The sequence below is a fragment of the Pseudomonas sp. M30-35 genome (assembly GCF_002163625.1).
Taxonomy (GTDB): domain Bacteria; phylum Pseudomonadota; class Gammaproteobacteria; order Pseudomonadales; family Pseudomonadaceae; genus Aquipseudomonas.
In genome coordinates, this window is sequence record NZ_CP020892.1 from 2,149,813 (window position 1) to 2,171,268 (window position 21,456).

The window sequence follows — 21,456 nt, forward strand, 5'->3', positions numbered from 1 at the left end:
GTTACTGTGCTTTGAATATCCAGCATTTGACGGTGGGTGATTTGGTGATGTTGTGGTTGTGCTTCATCGCTTGATAGCTGCGCACGGCGCTGTCTACTGCGCGGTTGGCGTCTACAAACTTGCGGCTGCGGCTTTCTTTGAGCAGGTCACGCAGTACGCCTACATCTGCCAGTTTTTGGCGGTGTTCGGCGGCGCGCTCACAGAACTCATTGAGGTTGATGGCAATGAGCTCGTCTTTTTTGCTGTGGTTGACCACTGGGCCATCAGCATCGAGGCCTTCGAGGTAGTCGTACACTTCCCAGAACTCAGCCATTTGCGGATGGTCTGCGCTGATCGAGGCTTGGCGCTCAATGGCCATGGCTATGATTTTGCGTTGCGTGCTGCTCACCTGAGCGTCTGTCAGATCAACGACTAAGCGAATGCCGTCGAGCAATGCCAGCAGTTGTGCGTGGTTTTTGATGATGCGTTCAACGCGGATGTAACCGCGCAGCGTGTTGCCGCACTTGCTACAGGCTGCTTGTTCACGCTCTGCCTGGTAATCAGTACCGCAGTTGATGCAGTTGCTGTTTAGGGTGCGCAAGCGTTGCTCATGTTCAGGGAACCGCTGCTCAAAGACCTCAAGCACCTTGGCCTCTTGTTTAACGGCCAATAGCAAAAAGTGGCTTAGCGTGTTTCCGTCGAGCATGTTCAGGCGTGCAGCTGCAGCGCGGCTCGCGGGTGTTACTTCTGGTCGCTTAAAGTGCAGCTTGCAGATGCGAGTCATGATCGCTTCGTGTGCAACTACCGCCGCGTTCTGGCTGATGGCAATGGTGCCGCGAAACGGTGGTTCATAGGTTTCATTGCCCGCTGTTTTCACGCCTTTGGTTGCGAGGGTGCCGCCGTTATAAAAGTCTTTCAGTTCATCCCATTCAAATGTTTTGGCGTGGCTTTTGTCATCGCCGTGGCGGTCGGCCTCAAGAAACACCACTGGCATGCCAGAAACTTGGCCCATTAAGCGTGAACGGCCCGCTTTGGTTGACTTCATTGGGTCGAAGCCTTCATAGCCGTCACGGCCCATCAATTTCCACAGCAAATTAAGCAGCGTCGTTTTACCTGCCCCGGCTTCGCCTGTGGCTTCCAAAAACGGGAACGATTGATATTTAACCCGAACTTGCTCAGCAAACAGCGACCCAAACCAAAAGGTGAGGGCGACCAGGCCTTGCTCTGCAAAGCAAGTCCAGAGCAGGTTTAGCCATTCTTCGTTGTAGTCTTTGTCGTTACGTTGAAGGTGAACCCGTACACCTTTCTGCAGGGTTTTTAAACGCAGCTTGCCGAACTCGAAATAGTCCTCATCATTGACTTCAAGCACTTGGCCGTCACGCACGGCAACATCGCCAAATACATAGCTTTTGTACTCTTTGCAGTAGCCCACATAGTCGATAGTTGTCACTGTTTTGATCCCGTAGAGTTGGTCTTTCATGATTTTGTCGAGCTGTAGCCCGGTGCCGGTAAACATTGCGCCCGCAGCCATGCCCAGCAGGCGCTTTTTAAATTCGCTTGCAGCGGCAAGTTGGGTGCTGGTGAAGGTGTTCTTTACGCTGGGTTCGTCGTGCGGGAAATCAACGCGCAGGTAGTACCAGGACTCATCCGTTACCTCGTTGCGTTGGTAGTAGAGCGCCTCGGGGTAGCAGTTGGCGATTTCTGCAGTGCAGCCCGATTCTTGCAGTGCCTTCTCACGCATTTGCCGGTCATTGAGCTGTTGGTCATCGTGATCTTCGCTGTCTTCCAGCGCGGTCATGGCCTTGTTGAACTTCTCCAGGTCGAGCTTGAACCAGTACAAGCGACTGTTAAAACCAAAGTGAAACTCGGCGCGTTTCTGCCATTCGTACATGATCAAAGCCTTCTCGCCGGGGCTCTCAGCAATCAACAACGCGCCGTGGTGGCGGGCTTCTTTGAGGTCAGCGGCAACGCGATCAGAGCGTTTGGCGGCATCTTCGATAAACACCCAGCGCTGATGTAGGTCGTTCCAATCGACTTTGCGGCCATTACGCTGAGGTATCTGCGCTGCCTCACAGGTAAAGCCCAGCTCGCGTGCTGCCTTTACAAATTTACGGGTGAAACGGTGGCCGCTGGGTTCGTTGTCTAATGCCCATACCAAACGTGGCAAGCGCTTGCCTGCGGCGCTGCGGTCTTTGATTAGTTGTTTGAGCGATTCATCAGGTAGGTTGCCAGAGCTCATGGCTGCAACGGCGGTAAAGCCATGGTGCTGCAGGGCCACGGCATCAAAGATGCCTTCAACAATCCACAGCTCACTAACCGCGGCTAAATCGACCTGTGGTGAGCACCACCAATGACCTTTGTAACTGGTGCCCGGTTTGAAGCGTGCTTTCTGTTTGCCAAAGCGCTCGGGGCGGTCAATAAGGCGCTCCCAATAACCGCCTTTAGGCAACGCAAAGCGCACCGTGGCGCTGCCTTCGTTAATGTCGCGGCACCAGAACTGCTCTTGTGTGAACAGCCCGTCAAGCAGCTCTAAGCGAAAGCCACGTGCAAACTCAAGGTAGGCGCGGGCTGTTGCTGTCGGGTTGTCGCTGGTTACAGGTGCGCGCTCGCTCCAATCGTTGAACAGGTCGGCGTATACGTCTTTAACATGGATCTGCGAACCGCACTTGCTGAGCCGCCCGCAATGCAGCATCCATGGTTTATCAAAGAAGCTGTACAGCTCTTTTTTGCTGCATACCGGGCAGGTGCCCTTGCGCAGATAGTTAGTGCCTGCGATATGCGTGAGGCCATAGTCGCGGTGCAGGCGGGTGAGAACTTCGGCCCTTAGTTGGTCGTGCATGATTGGCCTTGATCGGTCGATTTGAGGGCGGCTTTTAGGGCGCCGATGGTGCGTTTGTGGCCCGCAAGTGCCGGGTAGTCATCGAGAATGCGGTTAGTGCGCTGGAAGTCCGGCACTGAGCGATAGCGATCGTCATACCAGTGCTCTGCCATTGCGCGACGTAACTCGCTGCGCAGGTCAGCCAGCCACGCCTCAGCCACCGATTTGGGCAGATCAATTTGAATTGCGACGGCTGTTTGCATGACTACCTCCTCGGATTACGGGCAAAACATCCCCATACCCACAGCGTGGGCTGGGTGAAAACGGGTTTAGTGGTTGGGTGTTACGTGGCTGTAAGCAACAGCGAGAAAGCGCTCAGGCAAGATTCGGCGCGGGATTAAAGCAACGTCGCCGGTGAGGTTGTCGGTGATGAGAACAGACAACGCGTCCATGCGAGCTGTAATGGCGATGCGCTGGGCTTTGCTGCTTTTGTGCAACTGATCGAGCGCTTGTTGCACCAGTTCAGCGGCCAAGAACACCGGCACATCGAGCACTTGAATCAAGTGCTGTACGGCACGGTCAGTGAGCTTGGTATCACCGCTCAGGTGCTCGGCTTGATGGTTTTGCAAGAAGCAAAGCGCAGCGTGCTGCATGGTGCTGCGGTAGTCATTCAGTGCAATCGGTTGCTCATTCATGTTCATGCCTCCAGCAAATCAAGCTGAGTTTCGTTGTCGTTACGCATGGCTTCGCGACGTATCGACGTTGGTGCCGCTGGCAGCTGTACCTGTGGGTTTGGCATGCCTGATGGGCTCATTTGGTGGGTGATTTCAAACTGAGCCCGGAAGGTGGCGCCGCAGGCTTCATTGGTGCATTGCAGGTAAGCGGTACGCAGGCATATGTGCTGGCCTTCACTGGTGCGAATACGAATGGAACCTTTGCAGTGCGGACAAACCAGCTTATAAGTGCTCACTTTTGAGGCCTCCGGTGTAGGGTAATTACTGCATCTACCTCGGAGTGACGTGCAGCAATGTGTTGACGGTGCGCGTGGACAATTTCAGCCAGCTCTGCCTCGTCAATGACGCCATCAGCCAGAGCCTTAGCAATCAAGCTATCGACCGCGCCGCGTTTAATGGCCGTGGCCATGCCGCGTGTGTACAGGTCAAGGTTGTCCAGTTGTTCTGCATCTGCCTGCTTGACGAACACACCGCCATAAAGGCCACTCATGTAGTCGGGCAGGTGGCTGGTGTTGGTGACTTGTTCAAGCGCGTGCAGTTGGTCATCTGAAAGCGGGCGATGCCCTGTGCTTTCATAGGCTTGGTTGTCAAATTTCTTGAGCTCCAAACCGAGCAGTGCGGCCGCACCTTCACGCCCCCCGGGGTAAGCGTGAATGATGGCGCTGATGACTTTGCGGCGGCTGTCGAGGATTGGGCGGTGCATGTTCTCGTTTCTCCCTTGTGACAGCTGCACTACTGTGCAACTACGCCGTCTTTGATGCCGAGCAAAACAGCAGCTTTATGGGCCTCACCGCGCTTACCCTTTTTGGTGCCTGCTAAAACTTGATAAGTCGTTGCCGGATCAAGGCCGTGGTTGTCGGCGAAGTCTTTGATTGTGATGCCTAGCGAATCTAGCCAAGCCTTTGCTTGTGCCGGGGTGCGTGTCGCGTGCATGATTCAAATCCATTCAAAAGCGTTTAATTGACAACAGAATACCATTCGTTCGAGTGGTGTCAACAGGATTATCTATTCAAATGAGTGGAATTGGTGACCGGCTTAGAGAAGAAAGAGAGCGCCTGCGCTTATCTCAAGCTGTTTTTGGTGAGCTTGGGGGGGTTAAGGCTAATGCTCAGGGTAAGTATGAGAGTGGTGATCGTTTCCCTGGTGCGGACTACTTAGCTGCGGTCGCAGATGCTGGTGTTGATGTTTTGTATGTGGTGACAGGTACGCGTACACCGAGTGATTCTTCAAGTATCACTGCCATTGAGGCCGCGTTTGTTCATGACTATCGAGCATTATCCGAAGCAGAGCGTGACACCATTGGGCGTATGGTTAACGCTCTGGCCACGCAACCCAAAAGTAAATAATCAAAGGACTGCAAGATGAGAGTTAAAGGAGTATTGAGAAGTGCGCTGGTCGCCGTCTGCTTGGCTGCGACTACATATGCAACGGCAAATATTGAGTTGATTAGCGCCGAGGATTACGGCAAAGCATGGCCATTCACCGTAGAAGAAATGCACTTGATGTGCCTACAGGGGAGTGCGGTTGTGGTGTCTGATGTTGAGACTGGGGTTACGTATCCAGTTAATGGCGCCGCAAGTGGCAATGCCCGTCAGTTGGCTCTTGAGCCATTGGCAAATGTCTGGCGTGATGATCCTGATAATCCGGGGGCAAAGGTCAGTGTCAGTCGGGTGATTGAACAAGGACTAACACTCTGCAAGTAGAGCCATCCGTAAGACTAAAGCCCGCCGAGTGCGGGTTTTTATTTGCTGATTGCAATTGGCCATAAGCAGCATGCTAGATGGGGTTGCATATTGAAAATTGGCTGTAAGGTCAAATTTCAATATCACTAGCGGAGTATGCAAGATGAAGGAGGTTCTTGAGGCTGCAGGTACTCAACCAACGGATTCGGTTGTGCAGCCAACAATGGAAAGACTGACGGTGAATGAACGCCTGCTGCTAAAGTTTTACCGTGAGCTACAGCCGCAGGATCAAGATGTGTTGCGGCATGCGATACAGGTATTGGCTGTGAGTATGAAGCCTGAATGATTATGCGCCCCTAGCTTACGACTGGGGGCGCTCACACTTATAAATAGGGGGTAAGGTTTTTATTAAGTAAATCTACTAATTGAAGTCGTGACTCAATTAAAGAGTTTACTTTTTCTTGCCAATATCTTTTGTTGCTTGTGAATATTATCTCTAGTTCGTCAAGATAACTATCCATCTCTTCATGTATGGCAGTTGTTTCGTAGACTCTTGGCGGTAATTTTTCGTCTACGAATTGCTTGGTCATCATTCTTTTTGTTGAGGGGTTAAGTTGGTCTTTACTGCATTCTTTTAAGAATAAATTTAAGTCGTAAGTATTTGACTTTTGCGCAGCTATTAGTGTTTCGAAATCTGCGATTGTCAAATAAAGTGCGTTTTCAAGTTTTAGCGTGGAAGGTCTGTAGTTATTGTTTAGTCGTTCTTGAAGGTTTGTGTCTATATGCTCGGCTACAAATTGTCCACTTACGATCGCGTGCTCTTCGTGCGTAATAGTTGCGAGTCTAAACTGCGCATCTTTAAATTTCTCAGTTTTAGATAGCAAATTTGCACATGCACTTCCTTGCTCCAGTGCCCCGATAAAACTATTCTGTAAAGATTTTTTGAGAATCTCAGGGTCAAAAGAAGCTTTTATTATATCGTTAGGCTCAACTGCTTTGCATTCTATCAAGCCAATGTCGCCGTCGTTACCGAAAAATAGAAAATCGACAACCTTACCATTGATGCTGTTTTCTTTATAAAACTGCTTTATTTGTTCTTCGTTCCAATATTCCAATCCTGACGAGTCTAGTAGCTCGTTTATATAGCCCTCGAAAAGCTTTCCGAAATAGTTCTTAAATTTCGGTACGTTTTTCTTAAGGCGACTTGGGACAAGAGACGTAATACCGACCTCAAATATGGATGAGTTAAATACATACAGTATTTCACCACTGAGAATCATTGGCTTGTGCTTAAATGGGGTTTCTTGGAAATACTCACTTTGGGGAGAGTCATCTAGTCTGTATTTTTCCATAAATATAGATAGATGTTCTGTTTTAACCGTAGTCAGCATTAGATATGAGACGATATGGTTTGGAGGAACTTTAGGGCAGAGATTATAAATTAATGAATATAAGTTAATCTCCACTATGTGAGAGTTTTTAATGGATCTGACTATTACTAAAAGGTAAAGCGTTATTATATAAAAGCTTCGAAGGCTTAGTCCTGTATCATTTTCAAACTCTTGGCTGTAGAAGGAATCTTTTTTTGAGAAAAAATTACTTTGCCGAAATATTGATAAAAGACCTTGAGTAAAATTTTGTTGATACCAAAGTTGTTGCATGCACATCGCTCGTAACTTTAAATCTACAGATCCTTCTTCTAGGTTTGACGCAGAGAGCTGCATTTTATAAACGTCATTTGCAATGTTATAAAACTCGATGTCAGATACTATTCGTGGCCCTTCATTTCCTAATAGTGATTGCTTTACAATAAACATTGCTATCCAAGGCATTTTTTTTACAAAATCAATATTATTTGACGATTTTCCTTGAAGTTGTCTGGCTGCCGCCTCAAAAATTGACTTTTGAGTAAAGCAACTTAGTGAAGATCTAACTGATTTCAGCTTCTCCTGATATTGTTTTTCACTCAAAATGCATTCCTTTTTATAGATAGTCACATCGTATTAAATAATTAAAATATAATGATAGATTACTGAAAATTTTGCTTGTTGTCTTGACAAAATCGATTAATTGCCCGCTGTGCACTCACCTTACTTGCATACAAGTGAGTTAGACGCTTTGGTGTAGTTTGGTCACCCACTGTTATTTTTTTTTGAACGCCTGTTTTCCCCTCTCTGTACCACGCCAACACGCCGGTGTAATTGCCGGACGCCTCACTGACCAGGGCATCGTCATCGGGCAACTGCGACTCAAGTTCGAGGCTTGTGGTGTAGGCCTCACTGCTGAACGTGTGGGTGACGTTGCTGCCCACCCAAACAATGGAGCTGATATCAGGCTTGATGCCGGTGAGACTGTAGGTGAGCTCAGGGATTAGATCGGCTCGGCCTCGGGCCAATGTGTAACTGAGCGTGGCGCTGCCGCGTTGCAGGCGTTGCAATTCTGCTTTCGCGGCGCGCAAGGCGCTGTCGCGGTCGGTGTAAGTGTGGCGCAGGGTTTTGGCGTTGTCGTCGGTACCGGCAATGGCCTCCAGACGCTGGGCGCTGTTGGTTTGGTAGTAATAGGCTCTGGCGCCGCTGTAGCTGTTGCGGTCTGCTGCCAGATAGCGATGTTGATCACCATCTTTGCGAGTAAGCGCGATGTGCGGTAACGCTAAGCCGCTGGCCGAGGCGCTGGCGCCGGTGGGCAGGAACAATAAGCGGCCTGCTTTAACACTGGCGATCGCGTCGTTGTCATGTGCCAGGCGGGTGAGCAGGTTCAGGTCGCTCTCTGCGGTTTGGTCCAGGTGCGGCAAACCTATTGCGGCCAGCGCCACTTCAATCAACGGCTGCAGGGCGTATTCAGCTGCAATGGCGCTGATGATTTGCCCTAGGGTTTGCTGATGCCAGCTGCGCTCGCGCTTGCGTGCCAGGCCTTCGCGCATGTCTGCACTGCGGGCGCGGATGTTGAGTACGTCGGGTGCACCGCTGTGTTCGACTTCATCCACTGTGTAAGTGCCTTTGTCTATCAGCCCGGTGTCACTCCAGCCGAGGCATAAGCGAACAACCGCACCGCGTGGCGGGATGGCGAGCAAGCCATCGTGGTCGCTCAGGCTTATATCTAGCGTGTCGGCTTCCAACCCTCGGTTGTCGGTGAGTGTGGCGCTGATTAAGCGCGCTTTGACGCGGGCGGTGATGTCGTTGCCATCGACCACAACGCGGATGGCGGGTGTGGGGTAGCTGAGGTTTTGGCGCAGTTGGTCGGCTTGGCTGCGCAATTCGCCTATGGCTTGCTCGATCATCGCAGTATGTCGCCAATGTTGCCCAGTACACTGCCGAGTAGATCAATGCGGCCTTCATCGACACGTACCAGTTTGATTGAGAACTCAATGCGCCGGGTGGCACCGTCTTCAAAAAACAAGGTTTTGGTTTCGCTCATTGATTCGATCACATAAATGCCATAGATGCGCCCGGTGCCTTCGATCAGCGGCCATGCTTTGCCGGTGTCAGCCATGATGCGTAGGGCGTTGAGGCTGACGGTTTTACCTGCAATCTCAGGCAGCAGCACGCCGGGCAGGGTAATGGTGTCATCACCAGGGCCAAGAAATTGCCGGGCAGGGCGTGCGCCGATGCGTGAAGTGCTGTTGTGTCGCCAGTCGGTTTGGCGCTGAAACTCTTGATAGGCGAGGGTTTGCATGCCGAATACGAACATGCCGAGGCTCATCATCATCTGGTGTTATCCTCAGTCCGTGTCGAACAATGAGCTGCGCACACGCGCCGCTTTGTTGCGTTCACGCTCATCGAGCAGTTTGTTGAGCATCCTTTCTAAGCCTGCGGTGTCAGTGCCGGGCGTTGCGTGGATGTTGATTTCAATGGTGTCACCGGCAACTGTGATGGGCGTGCGTGCATTAGTTGCGGCCAGCGGTGGGCGGCTGTCTAACGCTACAGCGCTACCGGTGTTGATACCCATGGTCAGTGCACCTGCCACCGCCATTTGCTTGCCGAGGCGGTTGATGCTGGCCAGCGGGCCGCGCCCATTGTTGTCGATGCCTTGGCTGAGCCCGGCCATGGTGTGGCCACCGAGCTCAGCAAATACCTTTGATGGGCTGTGAATGCCGAGCTTGTCTTTAAACCAGCCGATGGTTGACTCACCGGCACCGGTGATAGCCGTTTTAACTTTGCCTAAGGCACCAGTAATACCGCTGACCAGGCCGTCGATCAGCATGCCGCCAAAGTCGCTGAATTTTGCCGGTAGCTCCGCGCCGAAGTAGTTCATAACGCCCGAGAAAGCACGGTAAAACAAACCTACGGGGCTGAAATTAAGAATGGTTGTGGCCATGTCTCCCAGCCCACCGCTAAAGCCTTGTTTAAGCTCGGCCCAGAGGCCTTTGAAATAGGGGCCTACGGTGTCCCAGTTGCGGTAAATCAGGTAGGCGCCACCGGCAATAGCGGTGATGGCCAGCCCAATTGGATTGAGTAGCAGCGCACGGCCAATCAGCATGATGCCCTTGGCGACTAAGGGCAAAGCGGTGCGGCCAAGGGCTTGCAGCGGCGACAACAGGCCAGCACTGCGGATGCCGAACAGCATGAGGCCATAACGCACCATAGCGAACGGGCCGAGTATGCTGGCCATGGCTAGTGTGAGGCCACCCATAACGGCCATTACCAAACCAAGGCCTGCGGCTGTTTTAACGAGTCCACTGGCTAGCTTTGGGTTTTCAGCTGCCCACTTGGTAATCCCACCAATGACACCTGTGATGGATTGCGTCAACTGCCGGAAAGGTCCGTCTTGTTGTGTTTGGATTTCAATACCTAAGTTTGACCAAGCACTGCCTAGCGCGATGATATCGCCCTTGAGGTTGTCGCCCATGACTTTCGCGGTTAGGGTCGCTTCGCCTCGGGTTTCGCGTAGCGTGCTGATGAATTTTTGCAGCTCACCGGTACCGGCTTGTTTAACTAGGACTTGCAAGCCACTGACTGCTTCTTCACCCGCAATTCCCTTGAGCAAGCCAGCGCGGTCGGCATCACCCATGTTTTTGGTTTTGTCGTAAATCTCCTGCAGAACGGTTGGCATATCACGCAGGTTGCCCTGGGCGTCTTTGGCGCTGATGCCGAGTTGGTTTAGGGCTTTAGCTGCCATCTTTGGTGGCGCCGATAGGCGGCTGATGATGGCCCGCAATGCGGTACCGCCCATGCTGCCTTGAATGCCTGCATCACCTAACTTACCGGCCATGGCCGCGACGGTTTCAATGTCTTGGCCCACGCTTGAGGCCACTGGCGCGACATATTTCATGGTTTCGCCCAGCATCTGCAGGTTGGTATTGGAGCGGGTGAAGGTGCCCACCAATACATCGCCTAAGCGGCCTGTTTCTTTGGCCTGCAAGTTGAAGCCGGTGAGGATGTTAGAGGCGATGTCTGCGGTTTGTGCGAGGTCACTGTCACCGGCTTTGGCCAGATCGAGCATACCGGGCATGGCGTCCTGAATGGCTTGCGGTTTAAAGCCTGCCATACCGAGAAAGCCTTGCGCGTTGGCGGCTTCGACAGCGGTAAATTGGGTGCTGCTGCCAAGCTGACGGGCTTGTTCACGCAGGGCTTTGAGCTCGGGTGATTGTTTATCAAGCCTAGTGAGGGCTTGCACCTTGCTCATACTGGCGTCGAACTCAACACCCGGTGCGAGCATGCGTGCGCCGCTGTAGAGAATGGCACTGCCGGTGGCCAGCCCAGCTGCACCGCTGCCAGCCATGCTACCGGCCATCTGTTGGGTGCGGCTGTATTGTTGTTGGGCGCGGGTCAGACGTTCTTGCTGGCGGGTGAGCTGCTGCATGCGCCTGCGTTGCTGCTCAAGCTGACTGTTGCTGCTGCGGATTTCCTCGCGCAAACGGCGCTCAGAATCGCCTAGCTGCCGGGTATTAACCCCCGTTTCGCGCAGGGTTGCGCGTAGCTGTTGGAGCTTTCTGCTCTGCTCAGTTTCTTGTTGGCCAAGCTGTTTAAGGGCTTGACGTGACTGTTCAAATTCTCGGCGTAATGCGCGTGACGGGTTGCTAGTTTGCGCCAGTTGACGACCCAGCAGTTGGGTACGCTTGCGCGCTGCATCGAGCTGGGTGCGGGTAGAGGTGAGCCCAGCGCGTAGTTCGCGGAACTCACCTATTTGTTTTTGAGTGGCGTTGAGAGCTTTTAACCGTGTAGTGGTGTCGCGCATGGCTTGGCCAGTGCGCTGGGCTTGCTGACTGATGCTGCGGAACGGGCCGGTTACGCGATTTAAGGCCTGCAGTGTGACTTTAAGGGTTAGATCGCGCGCCATGCATTAGCTCCCAGCGTTCTCGGGCGCGCTCGCGCCATTCAATCAGTTCGGTTAACGACATGTGGTTCATGTGCTCTGGTGCCCAGTGGAACACCAGGGCAATGTCTGCCATTGCGTCGTCTACGCCTCGGGGGAGTCCGCTTTCGCAGGCGTGCCCTTCACTTGCAAAAAAACGGCAATGGCATCCGCACATTCGGTGAGGTTGTAAACATCCATGGCGGAGACTTCTTGCTCGGTGAGACTTGGCTCGCTGATGCGCGGTACCACGCGGATAACGGCGTTGACATCGCCTTGCAACAAGTCACTCAGGCGTAGGCCGCGAAGTTCTCCAGAGCCGGGTTTGCGCAGGGTGATCGATTTGGTTTTTTGGGTGCCACGGGTAATGACATTGACCAGTTCAATGGGGGCGCTGTATTCGGGCTTGCTCATGGGTGTGGCTCCTTTGGGTATTACAGGTAATTGCGCCACGGAGGTGGCGCGCATTGTGGGTGAAGAGGGTTAAAGGCCGATGGCCTTGCGCTGTTCTGCGAGGCGATCTTCACCGTTGACCATAAACACGAAGTTGAGCAGGTCGATTTCTACTTCGGTGTTTCCGTCTACGGTGAGTTTGTAATAGCTGCAGGTGGTGGTGATTTTGTGCTCGGTTTCTTCACCCGGCTCAGAATCGCCAAAGTCGATTTCTTCATGACGGCCACGTACCACAACCTCAACGGACGAAACTTCGCCGGTGTCATCACGCTGTACCGCACCGGCCCAGCGCAATTGCGCGGCACTGGCTGAGGTAACGCCGTATTGGCGAATTGCAACCAAGTCATAGCCGCCCAGCGTCCACTCAAGCTGGATGCCGTCATCGCTGTGGCCCATGTCGGCCTTGACTGGACCGTCCATACCGGCACCGCGCCACGCTTCCATCTTGCGGGCGAGCTTGGGAAGGGTGACGGTTTTGGCAACGCCCATGTAGCTATTGGCGTCGTTAAACAGGTTCATGTTTTTAAGTTTTTTTGGCAGTGCCATGGCGGCGCTCTCCTAAATAGTTGCCGGGTGCGGTCTGTGGTTAACCGCCGATACGGCTGGCGAAGTCGACCAGGTAACGGTCGGTGATGCGCTGGCGTAGCAGCAGGTTTTCAAGTGGCGGCACTGGCGTGTAGTCGTAATCGAGGTAGAGCTTGCCTGCCTTGAGGGTGGTGGCGTCGTTGGCCGATTCGTCATACCAGCACTGGGCATCGATGATGTAGCCCTGCGACTTGAGCTCACGGAACTTGGCGTTGATGCCTTCGATGATGTCTCGCACCAGTGAGGGGTGCATCGGCTTGTCGATGGCCCATAGATGCGCCTCGGCAATGGTGTCGGCCAGCACTTGCGCCGTGCGGGTGTAGTTCTCAAAGGCGAACAGCGGATCATCGCTGCAGGTGCGTGAGCCCCAGAAGCGGAAGCCACCCTCGCGGATGAGCGTTGTGACTTCGTTTTCGTTGAGGTACCCAGCGTCTGTGGCTGGGTTTTGTAGATCCCAGAACACGTCCTTGCTGATGCCGGTAACACCGTTGACCGGAATGTTGGACAGGGTTTTGTGCCAGCCGACTTGCTCATCGAGCTTGGCACGCAGGCCCAATGCGCGGGCTACCGCTGGAGCGTTGGCAGTTGTGGCGGTCACGGTGTCGAATGACAGGAAGTCAGGCCAGATGAGCATCAACTCGCGGGCGCCAAAGTTGTCGCGGTAAGCCACAACTTCCTCTTTGGTGGCGCAATCCCAGGCGAAGGCATAAGCGAATGCACGCAGCTGTTGTGCAACTGCGACCAGCTCTGTGGTGACGGGCAGTGAATCAAGCCCAGGCACACCGAGAATACGCGGGGTAACACCCAGTTTTGTTTTGGCTGCGAGCAGGGCTTTGAGGCCGGTGAATTGGCCCGCAGGGGTGACGGTGCCGATGATGTTGGCGCTGGTTGTTGCTTCGTCTTCACCTTCCTCAACGCGCACTACGATTGTGAGCGGGCTGGCGTTGTCTGCAATGGCATCAAGGCTGGCAGCAAGTGTGCCGGTTGTACCGGCTTTGCCTATAGCGCTGAGTACATCAGTGAGCAGCACAGGGGTGTTAAGCGGAAATACTGTTTCGTCGGCATCGGCGCCAGTGCAAACCATGCCGATTACAGCGGTGGAAATTGTGCGAATGGGGCGGGTGCCCTCATTGATTTCAATGACGCGAACGCCGTGGTGATAATCGGTTGCCATGGTTGGCTGCTCCTGCGCGGCTTATGAGCGAGTTCTGAGGCTAGAGTTGCGGCTCAGATTCCTGAACCATTGAGCCTGCAGGGTGACGCGCGCGCGGGAGCGGGGCGAGCAGTTGGCGTTGTAGCGGAGGACGTTACAGCGCGCACAATAAAAAGCCCCGGCGTGCGGGGCTTGTTGAGGTGCAGCAGCAGGTTATGCGGGGCTGTTGCCTACACCCGAGATCATGGCTTCGATTGTGGCAATGGCCTCGGCGGCGATGTCCTCTGCCTGAGCGGTGTTGCCGGCTCCCATGGCTTGGCGCACTAGTTCTTTGGCTTGAAGTCGGGTTTCACGCAAACAATACAGCGCTTCAATGTACGCGGCAGACTCAGCCAGAATGCTGTCAGCAGATTGCTGTGCCGTGCGGCCATTGATTGCATAGGCTGCAACAGTGCGCGGTACTGACTCAGTAGGATAGCCAGCGTCTTTGAATGCTTGGGCTTCTGCAGCAGCACGTTCGTACTCCGTTGCGCGCAGAGGGTCGCCAGCAACGGTGAGACGGGCTAAGTCGGCTGCGGTGTCGATCTGTATGCAAAGTGACTCAGTTGTTACAGGATTGGCGATTGTAAGAATCGGCAAACCATCGTTTCCAGCCACCATCACTTTATCATTCGGTCGATTGGTGACGACCTCTGCGAATAACTCTGCAGATAATTGTCGCGCGTCTTCTGGCCAATTGCCTTTGGCTTTGTAATTTTCTTTCAGTTCACCGATATAGCAACGGTTAGTTAAAGCACTGTAGTAATGCATGCTGACACCTATTTTCCAATTGACCAGAATCGAGCACCAAGAGAGCTATTTGAACTACGTGAAATCAGAGAGCCTAGCGACTTTGGAGAGCCTCCGATTGAGGCGACAAGGCCTGTGCCTGGCGTGTATCCATGTGTTACGAATACATGTAAGTGGGCGGTGGTGTAAGTAATTGGAAGTGAGGTTTCAATATCAGCGGCGGAGTTAGTAATGTTTCCCCATTGAAATATGAATCCTCCCATCCAGGTTGGGAGGATTAGGTAGCCATTTGTTCCAAAACTTAAAATAAAACCTAAACGGATTTTTTTAGGTGTAACAGCGACATCATCTAAAATTCCAGCATCGACCTCACTCTGAGTACCTATGCGTAGAACCCCACGCAGCAAATCTGTTGCATTTGCAGACGCTGAGCGAATCGCTTGAAACACCCTAAGCGGTGTCATCTTTTTGCTGTTGTCTTCGCCAGCCTCGGCCATTGGCTGAGTGGCGATTGCATCACCGGCATCGACATAAGCGCGAGTTGCCAGTACCACGCTTGGGTCGATTTTCAGCTGCACAGCAGCAGTGCTACTCACGATCAGAATCATGCGCAAGATTTGCGTGCGTCCTGAACCTTCCGCAAGTTGCGGTTTATAACTTGGCGGGCAGTTGCTCACTGCTATCAAGTCACCAACTGCGTCATACAAACCCATTTCACGCAGCCAAAAGCCGCCTGTGTTCTCGGGTATGACCAGCTCTGCAATGATCTGGCTGTCGTTTACCGGGTCAACGCTCAGTTGGTTGAGGTCTGCGCGGTATTGCTCGTTGATGAGTGCAGTTTGCAGGCGGTCGGGGTTTGGCAGATTGCCGTTACCGTCGCCTACAGCCATGCGACTGACTTGCAGCGGGGTGCCAAGCGCAACGGCGTTGGCCAGTTTGGCCTCACCGATGGCAGTTAGGATGGCAAAGTAAGTTTGGCTCATGGGTAAACGCTCATAGTGTCGATTGAGTGCTCAGCACCACCGAGCAACAGCGCAGCGCTGCTGACTTCAATAGGGCCGGGGGAGTAGGGGTAAACGGTGACGGTTTCGCCGTCATTCATGGACGCGCCAATATAGGTGGTGCCAGTTGTTTCAAGGCTGATTGCAAGGCCGGTCAGGTGACGGCTGACGGGCTTGGCGTCATCAATCAGGCGCACAAGCTCGGTGTACATTTCTTCGGTGATGCCGGTTTCAAGTACTCCAACCACTAGTTGAAAGGTGCCGGGTTCGCCTGGTGGCGCGGTCTCCCACCACTCAAGTACTTCGATCAAGTAACCCAGCGGTTCAACTACCCGCCGTAGCGCACCGATGGTGCCTTTGTGGGCGTGGATGAAATACGCGCCTTGGATGGCTTTGCGCTTGGTTGCCACTGACCAGTTCGTGTCCCAACGGTCAACGGAGAAAGCCCAAGCCAAATACGGCAACAGATCAGCCGGGCAGGTGTTTGGGTTCCATAGGTCACGCAGCGGTATTGGTACGCGCTCGATGCTGGCCAGTGCCTGAGCCGCCGCACGTTCTAGCGCGGTGCTGTTTGAGGGCATTAGCGAGCTGTACTTGTTCATGCTTGCAGCTCAGCCATGGTTACGTTTGTGGCGGTGCAGTAAGGCGCAGCGGTAGCGCTTGCGGGAATATTTTCCCAGCCTGTCAGCTCGACATATCGCACGCCCTCAACGTGCAAAGCTGCGTCCAAGGCTGAGCGGTACACGCCCTGGTCGAGTCGGCGGCGTTGGTTGACGAACGTGGCCAGCGCGTTTCGTGCAGCTTCGAGCACAAGCTCTGATTCTGGCGTTAGGCTGTTTACAAACAGCACTGCGGTGACGCTGTACGGCACTACGGTGGCGCTTTGCACGGTTACGCGGTCTGCCACTGGGCGCACATCTTCATCATTCAAAGCCGCCGCTACAACATCGAGCAAGTCTTGATCGGCGCTGCCGTCGCCAATGGCAGATTGCACCGTGACGGTCACGTAGCAGGGCGCCGGGCTGATGGTGGTGGCGTCGGCAACCCGGCCATCTGCGCTGCGGGCGTGGAATATGTAGGCGTTGCGCGGGCCAGCGGTGCTCAGGCCTTCCAGTGCCATTTGCGTGCGCTCACGAAGGCTGTCGTCACCCTCAAGCACGGCCTCAACAGGTGGTGTTGCAGTAGGGTTTGCGGGTGTGATGATCAGCCGATTGACGTTGAAACGGGCGGCGATTTGGTCAAGGTCACTATCGGTGGCAAAAGCCAGCATGACCGCTAGTGCGGATTCATTGACGCGTTGACGCCAGATCAACTCGCGATAGGCGTTCTCTTGCAGCAGTTTGACCAGGGGTTCGGATTCCAGCTCAAGGCGCGCAGCAATATCGGCCTGTTGTTCGGCAGGGTAAAGGCTGATTAATTCTGTTTTGCGCTGGGTAAATATCACCTCAAAGTCGAGGGGCTCAACTACCTGTGGGGCCGGTAATAGTGATAGGTCTATCGGGCTGAAACTGGTCATGCGATGGCTCCCAGCACCAGAGGCACCTGCAGGGTGATTGCTTCGTTAGTGTCGATGCGGGTGCCTTCTAAATCGAGCACGGCGAAGCTGGCCTCGGTGCCTTGGCTTATTTGCACGCGGGTGAGGCTTAGCCGTGGCTCCCAGCGCATCACCGCCATGGCGGTGGCCGCATAGGCGCGTAGTTTGGTTGTGCCGTTGAAAGGCTGGTCGATAAGCTCCAATAGCTGGCTACCGTAGTCACGGCGCATCACGCGACTGCCCACCGGCGTGGTGAGAATGTCTGACACTGACTGGCGCAGGTGGTCCAGGTTGCCGATGGCGCTACCGTTATTACGATTCATACAGGCGTACCTGTTTGGGCGCTGCCTTGTGTTACGCCGGTGTGTTTGTGATTGACCAAGCTCACACCTGCGGCCACTACATCGACACTCACGGTGACTTTGCCGGTTACGTTTTGGTTGCCGGTTTGGGTGTAGTCACCTTCGTGAGTGATTGGCCCTTTAATGGATATGCCACCGAGGCTTTCCAGCTCAGTTGTGCCCTCAGCGGGCAGAATGGCGAGCAGATGATGGGCCGCGTGGTCGTACTCAATCACAGCACCATCTGGGTAAGTGGTACTGTGCTTATCAGGGCTGTTACTTGGGGCCGGGTGGTTGCTCGAGTAAATACCAACTAACACGATGCCTTGCGTGGGTTCACCGCTCGGGCTGAACACAACGCATTGTTCGCCCACAGTGACGGGTTCCCATGTGCGTGTTTCACCGGCGCGCAGGTTTAGCCACGGGAGCCAGCCGGTTGTAATGTTGCCGGTCTTGACCCTGCAGCACGGCATTTTTTGTTGTGCGGGGTCGCCATGATCAACCTCGGCAATGGTGCCAAGGCGGATCATGTTATCGAGGCGGCGAGTAATTTCGGTGAGCAAGTTCATGCCGCCATGTTCGCGGGCTTACGCGCGCGATGCACTGCGGTGGGGTTGTAGCAATATGAGTTACAGCGCGGGGCGGGCTATGCAATCACTGCAAAAAATATCAAGTGGTAAACCCTATGGCTCTTAGTACGCCAAGCTGCATAACATCTTTCAACGCAGTGAAAGCTACTAGTACTGGCGTATTCCTGTGGATACTTTTGCAAACCGATAGGGCTTTTTTACGATTCTATTTTGAGAGTTTATCAACAAGTTTTTGTGCAGATTTAGTTGACTTGGAAAATTTCACCGTCCCTTCTGAACACCCAATTATTTGGCTTTTAGCATGCTCAGGTAGGCGGTTCATATCTAGGATTACGTAGCCCGCACCTTTCTTTTTAAGAATGCCGTCAGCAATCAAATTTTCAAAATCGATTGGTGTGGCCAGAGTCTTGGCTCTCTCCAAAAGTTCCTCTTTAGTCATCACCTGATCTGTCAGATCGTTATTCATATGTTTCTCCTAAATCTAACCATTGATAGACAGCGTTTTACATTTTTAAATAGTCACTGGTCCCGTCTGCAGGAGATTAACCAATCTACTTGCATCGAGTTTTGATTACAACGAGTTCAAATATCCAACACTTGGTGTGAGTTCGGTTTAACCGTAGTGCTTTTTCGACGTCGATCAAAGTGTTGCTTTTTATGGGCGATGCCCGACCAGGTGATTAAGCAGTGAGGTGCGGATCATGTCTAGGTCATCAGTGCTTAGGCCGAGCAGCTCGCGGCGGTCATAGCGGGTGTCGGGGGATTCTTTCCCTGGGCGATCACGCAGGCCGTATTGGTGGATACGGGCAATGCGGGCTGTACGACCAAGAAAGCCAATGCCGATGGTGTTGGCGGTGCTCTGCACTTTCAAATAGCGGGCTTGGCGCAGCTTGGTGAACATTTTGCGTTTGATGCGGCCTTGCTTCTGGCGAAGCTGGGCGCGAGCTTTGCGCGGCGCGTATGCGGTCCCGTCAGGGTTACGCTGTGCGGCAATACGCAGCTGCTGGCTGCGCCGCAATTCGCGGGCAATACGGGTGTTGAGCTGGCGGCGCCCTTTGGGTTGCAATCGGCTGAGCAGCGCACCGGCCCAGTCTTCAAGTGCGCTTAGGTCATCAGCCACGGCTTGGCCCCGGTTGCGGTGTTTCGATGTCTACGCCGGTGGGCTCGGCGCTGGTCCAACTGCTGAGCACGTCACCGTTTGCAATAAGTTGCATCGGGGTGGCCGGCAAATGTTCGGTGTATTGGGGCTCTTCTGGATGGGTTATTTGCAGAGTACCGTCATCTAGGCGTTTGACGATCACCCGCTCGGTTAGCGGCAGAGTAAGTGACATATCAACTTGGTTCTCATCAATCACGTCGACTTCAAACTGAATGGCCTCTTTGCCTTTTTCAAGGTTTGTCATCAGCTCAGATTGATTGACCATTACCCACGCTAACAACGGTACAGCAACGGCGTCTGGCGAGCCGGTGTAGTCGGTGAGAATGATATTGACTGTGTAGCTGTACTCAAACGACAAGCCCGATGCTGCGGTCGAGCGTATGCGACCTTGATCGACAAATATCAGCAACCGCTCATGGTTGTTTTTGAGCTCAGGCAGGTTGGCCAGAAGGTGCGTGCGTAGGCTGTTGAGTTTATTCATGGGGTTGCTCAGTTTGCAGGCGCTGTTGGCAGGCATACACAGTGTCAACTTGAGCCGCGCAAGTGGCCCAGTCGGTTTCGATGCGCTCGATATCGGTGAGTAATGCGCCGTTACTTTGGGGGCTGGTCGGTGACAGGGTGCAAGGCGTTACCGCTGGACAGCCACTTACGATAAGCGTCGGCGCCGGTAAGGGCGGGGCGCTGCCGCAAGCGGCTAACTGGCTCAGGCAAAGGCTGAGCAGACCAATCTTTAAAGGCTTGGTTTTCACGTTTAAGCACCTCGATTTGCTGTTCACGCTCGCTAATGCCTTGGCGCAATAGGTTTTGTGTGATGCGTAGGCTGGCTTGGGCACTGCGCTCGGTTTCCAGCAGCTTGGCGAACTGTTTGCTTTTGCTGGTTTGGCGGGCGGCTTCTTGTTGCCAACTGTTTGCTAACTGGGCGCTTGCTTTTGCGCGGGTATCGGCAGACTCAATGCGTTGTTGCTGGCCCCAGATCAGCAGACCAAGCGTTGCAAGCAGGGCAATGCCCAGCAGAGCTTGGCGCAGGGTTGTCATTTGCGGTACCAGCCAGCAGCGTTCATGGCACGCTCGTCCAATGAGTGCACATCACCCAGGACGATAAGGAAGCGTTTAACGGGGTAAAGGTCCCGTAGTGCATCAACAAACTGCTGAAATTCCTCCGGACTGGTGTGAGCGGGCAAGCTGATGACGTCACCGTCGCGCAGCTCAAGTCTGCGGATATTTTCTGGCAGAGTCATGCCGCTGCCTTCTCACAGCCGCATGCTGTGTGCCGCTGATAAGCGCGTTCGAGTTTCACGTCGTACAGGTTGCGAGCGTATGCGGGGCCGTTGTAGCGCTTGGCGAACTCTGCCCACTTCTTGGCCTTGAGTGCTTTGTGCAACGCTGGATCGGCTTCGATGAAACGAACAAAGGCATCGAGCTGCTCGGCCTCGCTCTTGGCCATCTGCTCTGCAAAGTCTTGAACGCTGCTGTAGCCGAGCAACTCCCAGTGGTAGCCCATGATCTGGAACGCGCCCCAGCTGGCGGAGGAAAGGGCGCAGCTGTCATCGATCATGCGGGCACGTGCCAGGCGCTGATGTTCAGCCGTTCCGCCCGCGTAACCACCTGGCTTTGGATTGACTAAGTTGGGGTTGGTGAGCACGAGCTCATCAGCATGCTGTTTCAGTTGAGAGGCATCATCATCGGCATGCACTGGTGTGCTGAGCTGGCGGTACATGACGTGGCGCTCAAAAAGAATGGTTGGTTTGCCGTTGCTGGCGAACCCAGAGCCAAGGCTTTCCACTTCATTCACGGCATACACGCTGGCGAGGTCGACACCTAAGCGTTTAGCCGCGGCTGCCAGGTCAGCGTGACCGAGCAGCAGGACACAACTTGCGCCACTTAATGCGGCTTGGGTTTTTTGTCCGGCAACACCGTCATCGACCAGCCCGACTTTACGTTGGTACGCACGTACTGCTTTTTCTGTTTCGTCGCCGAAGTCACCATCAGTCACCAACTTTGCACCATTGGCATTGAGCTTTTTTTGCAATTGGCTGACAGCTTGTGAGCGGTCGCCATGGCGCAACTTAACAGTCATAGGTTTGGCCTCAACAGGGCGGCAAGGTTGCCGCGTGATCGATAACAAAGAATGAATAGCAGTACAGCAATTGCTGTTTGCCATAGGCTGACTGGTGGCTTGTAAAGCAAGATTTCAAGACCTGCACAGAGCAGGGCAGCGATAAGCAGGCAGGCAATTAGCGATATCCCGCGCCGAATGCGCCCTCCGTTACGTTGGAAACACAGAAGACGCATGGCTGATGCGATATAAGCAACAGCGGCTAGCAGTGGCATGAGATTGGCAAACATA

29 protein-coding genes and 2 pseudogenes are annotated in these 21,456 nt (G+C 53.7%); 3 read left to right on the forward strand and 28 right to left on the reverse strand.

All coding sequences use genetic code 11. The features are described from left to right. Position 1 precedes the first annotated feature (1 nt). The 6 genes from B9K09_RS09965 to B9K09_RS09990 form a co-directional block, all read right to left on the reverse strand. The gene (locus tag B9K09_RS09965) at positions 2–2,818 is read right to left on the reverse strand and encodes a toprim domain-containing protein (protein ID WP_087516656.1); all 2,817 of its coding nucleotides are present in this window, start codon (positions 2,816–2,818) and stop codon (positions 2–4) included. Beyond that, complete coding sequence (locus tag B9K09_RS09970) at positions 2,803–3,060, reverse strand: hypothetical protein (RefSeq protein WP_087516657.1); 258 nt, start codon at positions 3,058–3,060, stop codon at positions 2,803–2,805. Before B9K09_RS09970 ends, B9K09_RS09965 begins: the two co-directional genes overlap by 16 nt. 66 nt (positions 3,061–3,126) lie before the next feature. Further along, complete coding sequence (locus B9K09_RS09975; RefSeq protein ID WP_087516658.1) at positions 3,127–3,492, reverse strand: hypothetical protein; 366 nt, start codon at positions 3,490–3,492, stop codon at positions 3,127–3,129. Positions 3,493–3,494: 2 nt separating this feature from the next. Continuing rightward, positions 3,495–3,767 (reverse strand): ogr/Delta-like zinc finger family protein, encoded by a 273-nt coding sequence (locus B9K09_RS09980; protein WP_087516659.1) that lies wholly within the window; start codon positions 3,765–3,767, stop codon positions 3,495–3,497. Next, positions 3,764–4,234 carry a YmfL family putative regulatory protein gene (locus tag B9K09_RS09985; protein WP_087516660.1) on the reverse strand — a complete coding sequence of 157 codons (471 nt, stop codon included), beginning with the start codon at positions 4,232–4,234 and terminating at the stop codon, positions 3,764–3,766. Before B9K09_RS09985 ends, B9K09_RS09980 begins: the two co-directional genes overlap by 4 nt. A 29-nt stretch (positions 4,235–4,263) precedes the next feature. Further along, positions 4,264–4,464 (reverse strand): DNA-binding protein, encoded by a 201-nt coding sequence (locus B9K09_RS09990; protein ID WP_087516661.1) that lies wholly within the window; start codon positions 4,462–4,464, stop codon positions 4,264–4,266. An 80-nt stretch (positions 4,465–4,544) separates the two neighbouring features. Here B9K09_RS09990 and B9K09_RS09995 point away from each other — a divergent pair, with 80 nt between their 5' ends. The 3 genes from B9K09_RS09995 to B9K09_RS10005 all read left to right on the forward strand — a co-directional run bounded on the left by B9K09_RS09995 (position 4,545) and on the right by B9K09_RS10005 (position 5,559). Further along, positions 4,545–4,877, forward strand: a complete 333-nt coding sequence (locus tag B9K09_RS09995) for a helix-turn-helix domain-containing protein (RefSeq protein WP_087516662.1) — start codon at positions 4,545–4,547, stop codon at positions 4,875–4,877. A gap of 15 nt (positions 4,878–4,892) precedes the next feature. Next, complete coding sequence (locus tag B9K09_RS10000; protein WP_087516663.1) at positions 4,893–5,234, forward strand: DUF2511 domain-containing protein; 342 nt, start codon at positions 4,893–4,895, stop codon at positions 5,232–5,234. A 142-nt stretch (positions 5,235–5,376) separates the two neighbouring features. Next, entirely contained in the window at positions 5,377–5,559 is a 183-nt protein-coding gene (locus B9K09_RS10005) for a hypothetical protein (protein WP_087516664.1), read from the forward strand. 37 nt (positions 5,560–5,596) lie between these two features. On the opposite strand, the gene B9K09_RS10010 is transcribed toward B9K09_RS10005, so the two are convergent. The 22 genes and pseudogenes from B9K09_RS10010 to B9K09_RS10110 all read right to left on the reverse strand — a co-directional run bounded on the left by B9K09_RS10010 (position 5,597) and on the right by B9K09_RS10110 (position 21,455). Beyond that, a complete protein-coding gene (locus B9K09_RS10010) occupies positions 5,597–7,183 on the reverse strand; it encodes a hypothetical protein (protein ID WP_087516665.1) in 1,587 nt (528 codons plus the stop codon). A 59-nt stretch (positions 7,184–7,242) separates the two neighbouring features. Further along, the gene (locus tag B9K09_RS10015) at positions 7,243–8,490 is read right to left on the reverse strand and encodes a phage late control D family protein (protein ID WP_087516666.1); all 1,248 of its coding nucleotides are present in this window, start codon (positions 8,488–8,490) and stop codon (positions 7,243–7,245) included. Further along, on the reverse strand, positions 8,487–8,918 hold the full coding sequence (locus tag B9K09_RS10020) for a phage tail protein (protein WP_087516667.1): 432 nt from the start codon (positions 8,916–8,918) through the stop codon (positions 8,487–8,489). The genes B9K09_RS10015 and B9K09_RS10020 overlap by 4 nt, the downstream gene beginning before the upstream one ends. Before the next feature lie 12 nt (positions 8,919–8,930). Further along, positions 8,931–11,489 carry a phage tail tape measure protein gene (locus B9K09_RS10025; protein ID WP_087516668.1) on the reverse strand — a complete coding sequence of 853 codons (2,559 nt, stop codon included), beginning with the start codon at positions 11,487–11,489 and terminating at the stop codon, positions 8,931–8,933. Beyond that, on the reverse strand, positions 11,467–11,682 hold the full coding sequence (locus tag B9K09_RS22940) for a GpE family phage tail protein (protein ID WP_371917441.1): 216 nt from the start codon (positions 11,680–11,682) through the stop codon (positions 11,467–11,469). The genes B9K09_RS10025 and B9K09_RS22940 overlap by 23 nt, the downstream gene beginning before the upstream one ends. Then, complete coding sequence (locus tag B9K09_RS10035; RefSeq protein ID WP_087516670.1) at positions 11,610–11,918, reverse strand: phage tail assembly protein; 309 nt, start codon at positions 11,916–11,918, stop codon at positions 11,610–11,612. Before B9K09_RS10035 ends, B9K09_RS22940 begins: the two co-directional genes overlap by 73 nt. A 69-nt stretch (positions 11,919–11,987) precedes the next feature. After that, a complete protein-coding gene (locus tag B9K09_RS10040; protein WP_087516671.1) occupies positions 11,988–12,503 on the reverse strand; it encodes a phage major tail tube protein in 516 nt (171 codons plus the stop codon). A gap of 40 nt (positions 12,504–12,543) precedes the next feature. Further along, positions 12,544–13,716, reverse strand: a complete 1,173-nt coding sequence (locus B9K09_RS10045) for a phage tail sheath protein (RefSeq protein WP_087516672.1) — start codon at positions 13,714–13,716, stop codon at positions 12,544–12,546. 192 nt (positions 13,717–13,908) lie between these two features. Beyond that, positions 13,909–14,505 (reverse strand): hypothetical protein, encoded by a 597-nt coding sequence (locus B9K09_RS10050; protein WP_087516673.1) that lies wholly within the window; start codon positions 14,503–14,505, stop codon positions 13,909–13,911. 503 nt (positions 14,506–15,008) lie between these two features. Further along, positions 15,009–15,467 (reverse strand): annotated as a pseudogene (locus tag B9K09_RS22800) (phage tail protein); the annotation flags it as partial. Beyond that, positions 15,464–16,087 (reverse strand): phage tail protein I, encoded by a 624-nt coding sequence (locus B9K09_RS10060; protein ID WP_087516675.1) that lies wholly within the window; start codon positions 16,085–16,087, stop codon positions 15,464–15,466. The pseudogene B9K09_RS22800 and the gene B9K09_RS10060, both read right to left, overlap by 4 nt. Then, positions 16,084–17,001 carry a baseplate J/gp47 family protein gene (locus B9K09_RS10065; RefSeq protein WP_087516676.1) on the reverse strand — a complete coding sequence of 306 codons (918 nt, stop codon included), beginning with the start codon at positions 16,999–17,001 and terminating at the stop codon, positions 16,084–16,086. Before B9K09_RS10065 ends, B9K09_RS10060 begins: the two co-directional genes overlap by 4 nt. Further along, the gene (locus B9K09_RS10070) at positions 16,998–17,342 is read right to left on the reverse strand and encodes a GPW/gp25 family protein (RefSeq protein WP_087516677.1); all 345 of its coding nucleotides are present in this window, start codon (positions 17,340–17,342) and stop codon (positions 16,998–17,000) included. The genes B9K09_RS10065 and B9K09_RS10070 overlap by 4 nt, the downstream gene beginning before the upstream one ends. Continuing rightward, the gene (locus B9K09_RS10075) at positions 17,339–17,929 is read right to left on the reverse strand and encodes a phage baseplate assembly protein V (protein WP_087516678.1); all 591 of its coding nucleotides are present in this window, start codon (positions 17,927–17,929) and stop codon (positions 17,339–17,341) included. Before B9K09_RS10075 ends, B9K09_RS10070 begins: the two co-directional genes overlap by 4 nt. A gap of 226 nt (positions 17,930–18,155) precedes the next feature. Next, positions 18,156–18,416: a hypothetical protein gene (locus B9K09_RS10080; RefSeq protein ID WP_087516679.1), complete on the reverse strand. Its 261-nt coding sequence runs from the start codon at positions 18,414–18,416 to the stop codon at positions 18,156–18,158. 189 nt (positions 18,417–18,605) lie between these two features. Continuing rightward, on the reverse strand, positions 18,606–19,070 hold the full coding sequence (locus B9K09_RS10085; protein WP_087516680.1) for a phage virion morphogenesis protein: 465 nt from the start codon (positions 19,068–19,070) through the stop codon (positions 18,606–18,608). Continuing rightward, positions 19,063–19,590 (reverse strand): phage tail protein, encoded by a 528-nt coding sequence (locus B9K09_RS10090; protein ID WP_087516681.1) that lies wholly within the window; start codon positions 19,588–19,590, stop codon positions 19,063–19,065. Before B9K09_RS10090 ends, B9K09_RS10085 begins: the two co-directional genes overlap by 8 nt. Continuing rightward, a pseudogene (lysC, locus tag B9K09_RS22715) lies at positions 19,583–19,786 on the reverse strand (Rz1-like lysis system protein LysC); the annotation flags it as partial. The pseudogene lysC and the gene B9K09_RS10090, both read right to left, overlap by 8 nt. After that, positions 19,701–20,144, reverse strand: coding sequence for an Rz-like lysis system protein LysB (gene lysB / locus B9K09_RS10095; protein ID WP_087516682.1), 444 nt, complete (start codon positions 20,142–20,144; stop codon positions 19,701–19,703). The pseudogene lysC and the gene lysB, both read right to left, overlap by 86 nt. Next, positions 20,141–20,347, reverse strand: coding sequence for a hypothetical protein (locus B9K09_RS10100; RefSeq protein ID WP_087516683.1), 207 nt, complete (start codon positions 20,345–20,347; stop codon positions 20,141–20,143). Before B9K09_RS10100 ends, lysB begins: the two co-directional genes overlap by 4 nt. Beyond that, positions 20,344–21,186, reverse strand: a complete 843-nt coding sequence (locus B9K09_RS10105; protein WP_087516684.1) for an N-acetylmuramidase family protein — start codon at positions 21,184–21,186, stop codon at positions 20,344–20,346. The genes B9K09_RS10100 and B9K09_RS10105 overlap by 4 nt, the downstream gene beginning before the upstream one ends. After that, positions 21,183–21,455 (reverse strand): phage holin family protein, encoded by a 273-nt coding sequence (locus B9K09_RS10110; protein WP_087516685.1) that lies wholly within the window; start codon positions 21,453–21,455, stop codon positions 21,183–21,185. Before B9K09_RS10110 ends, B9K09_RS10105 begins: the two co-directional genes overlap by 4 nt. Between the last annotated feature and the right edge of the window lies 1 nt (position 21,456).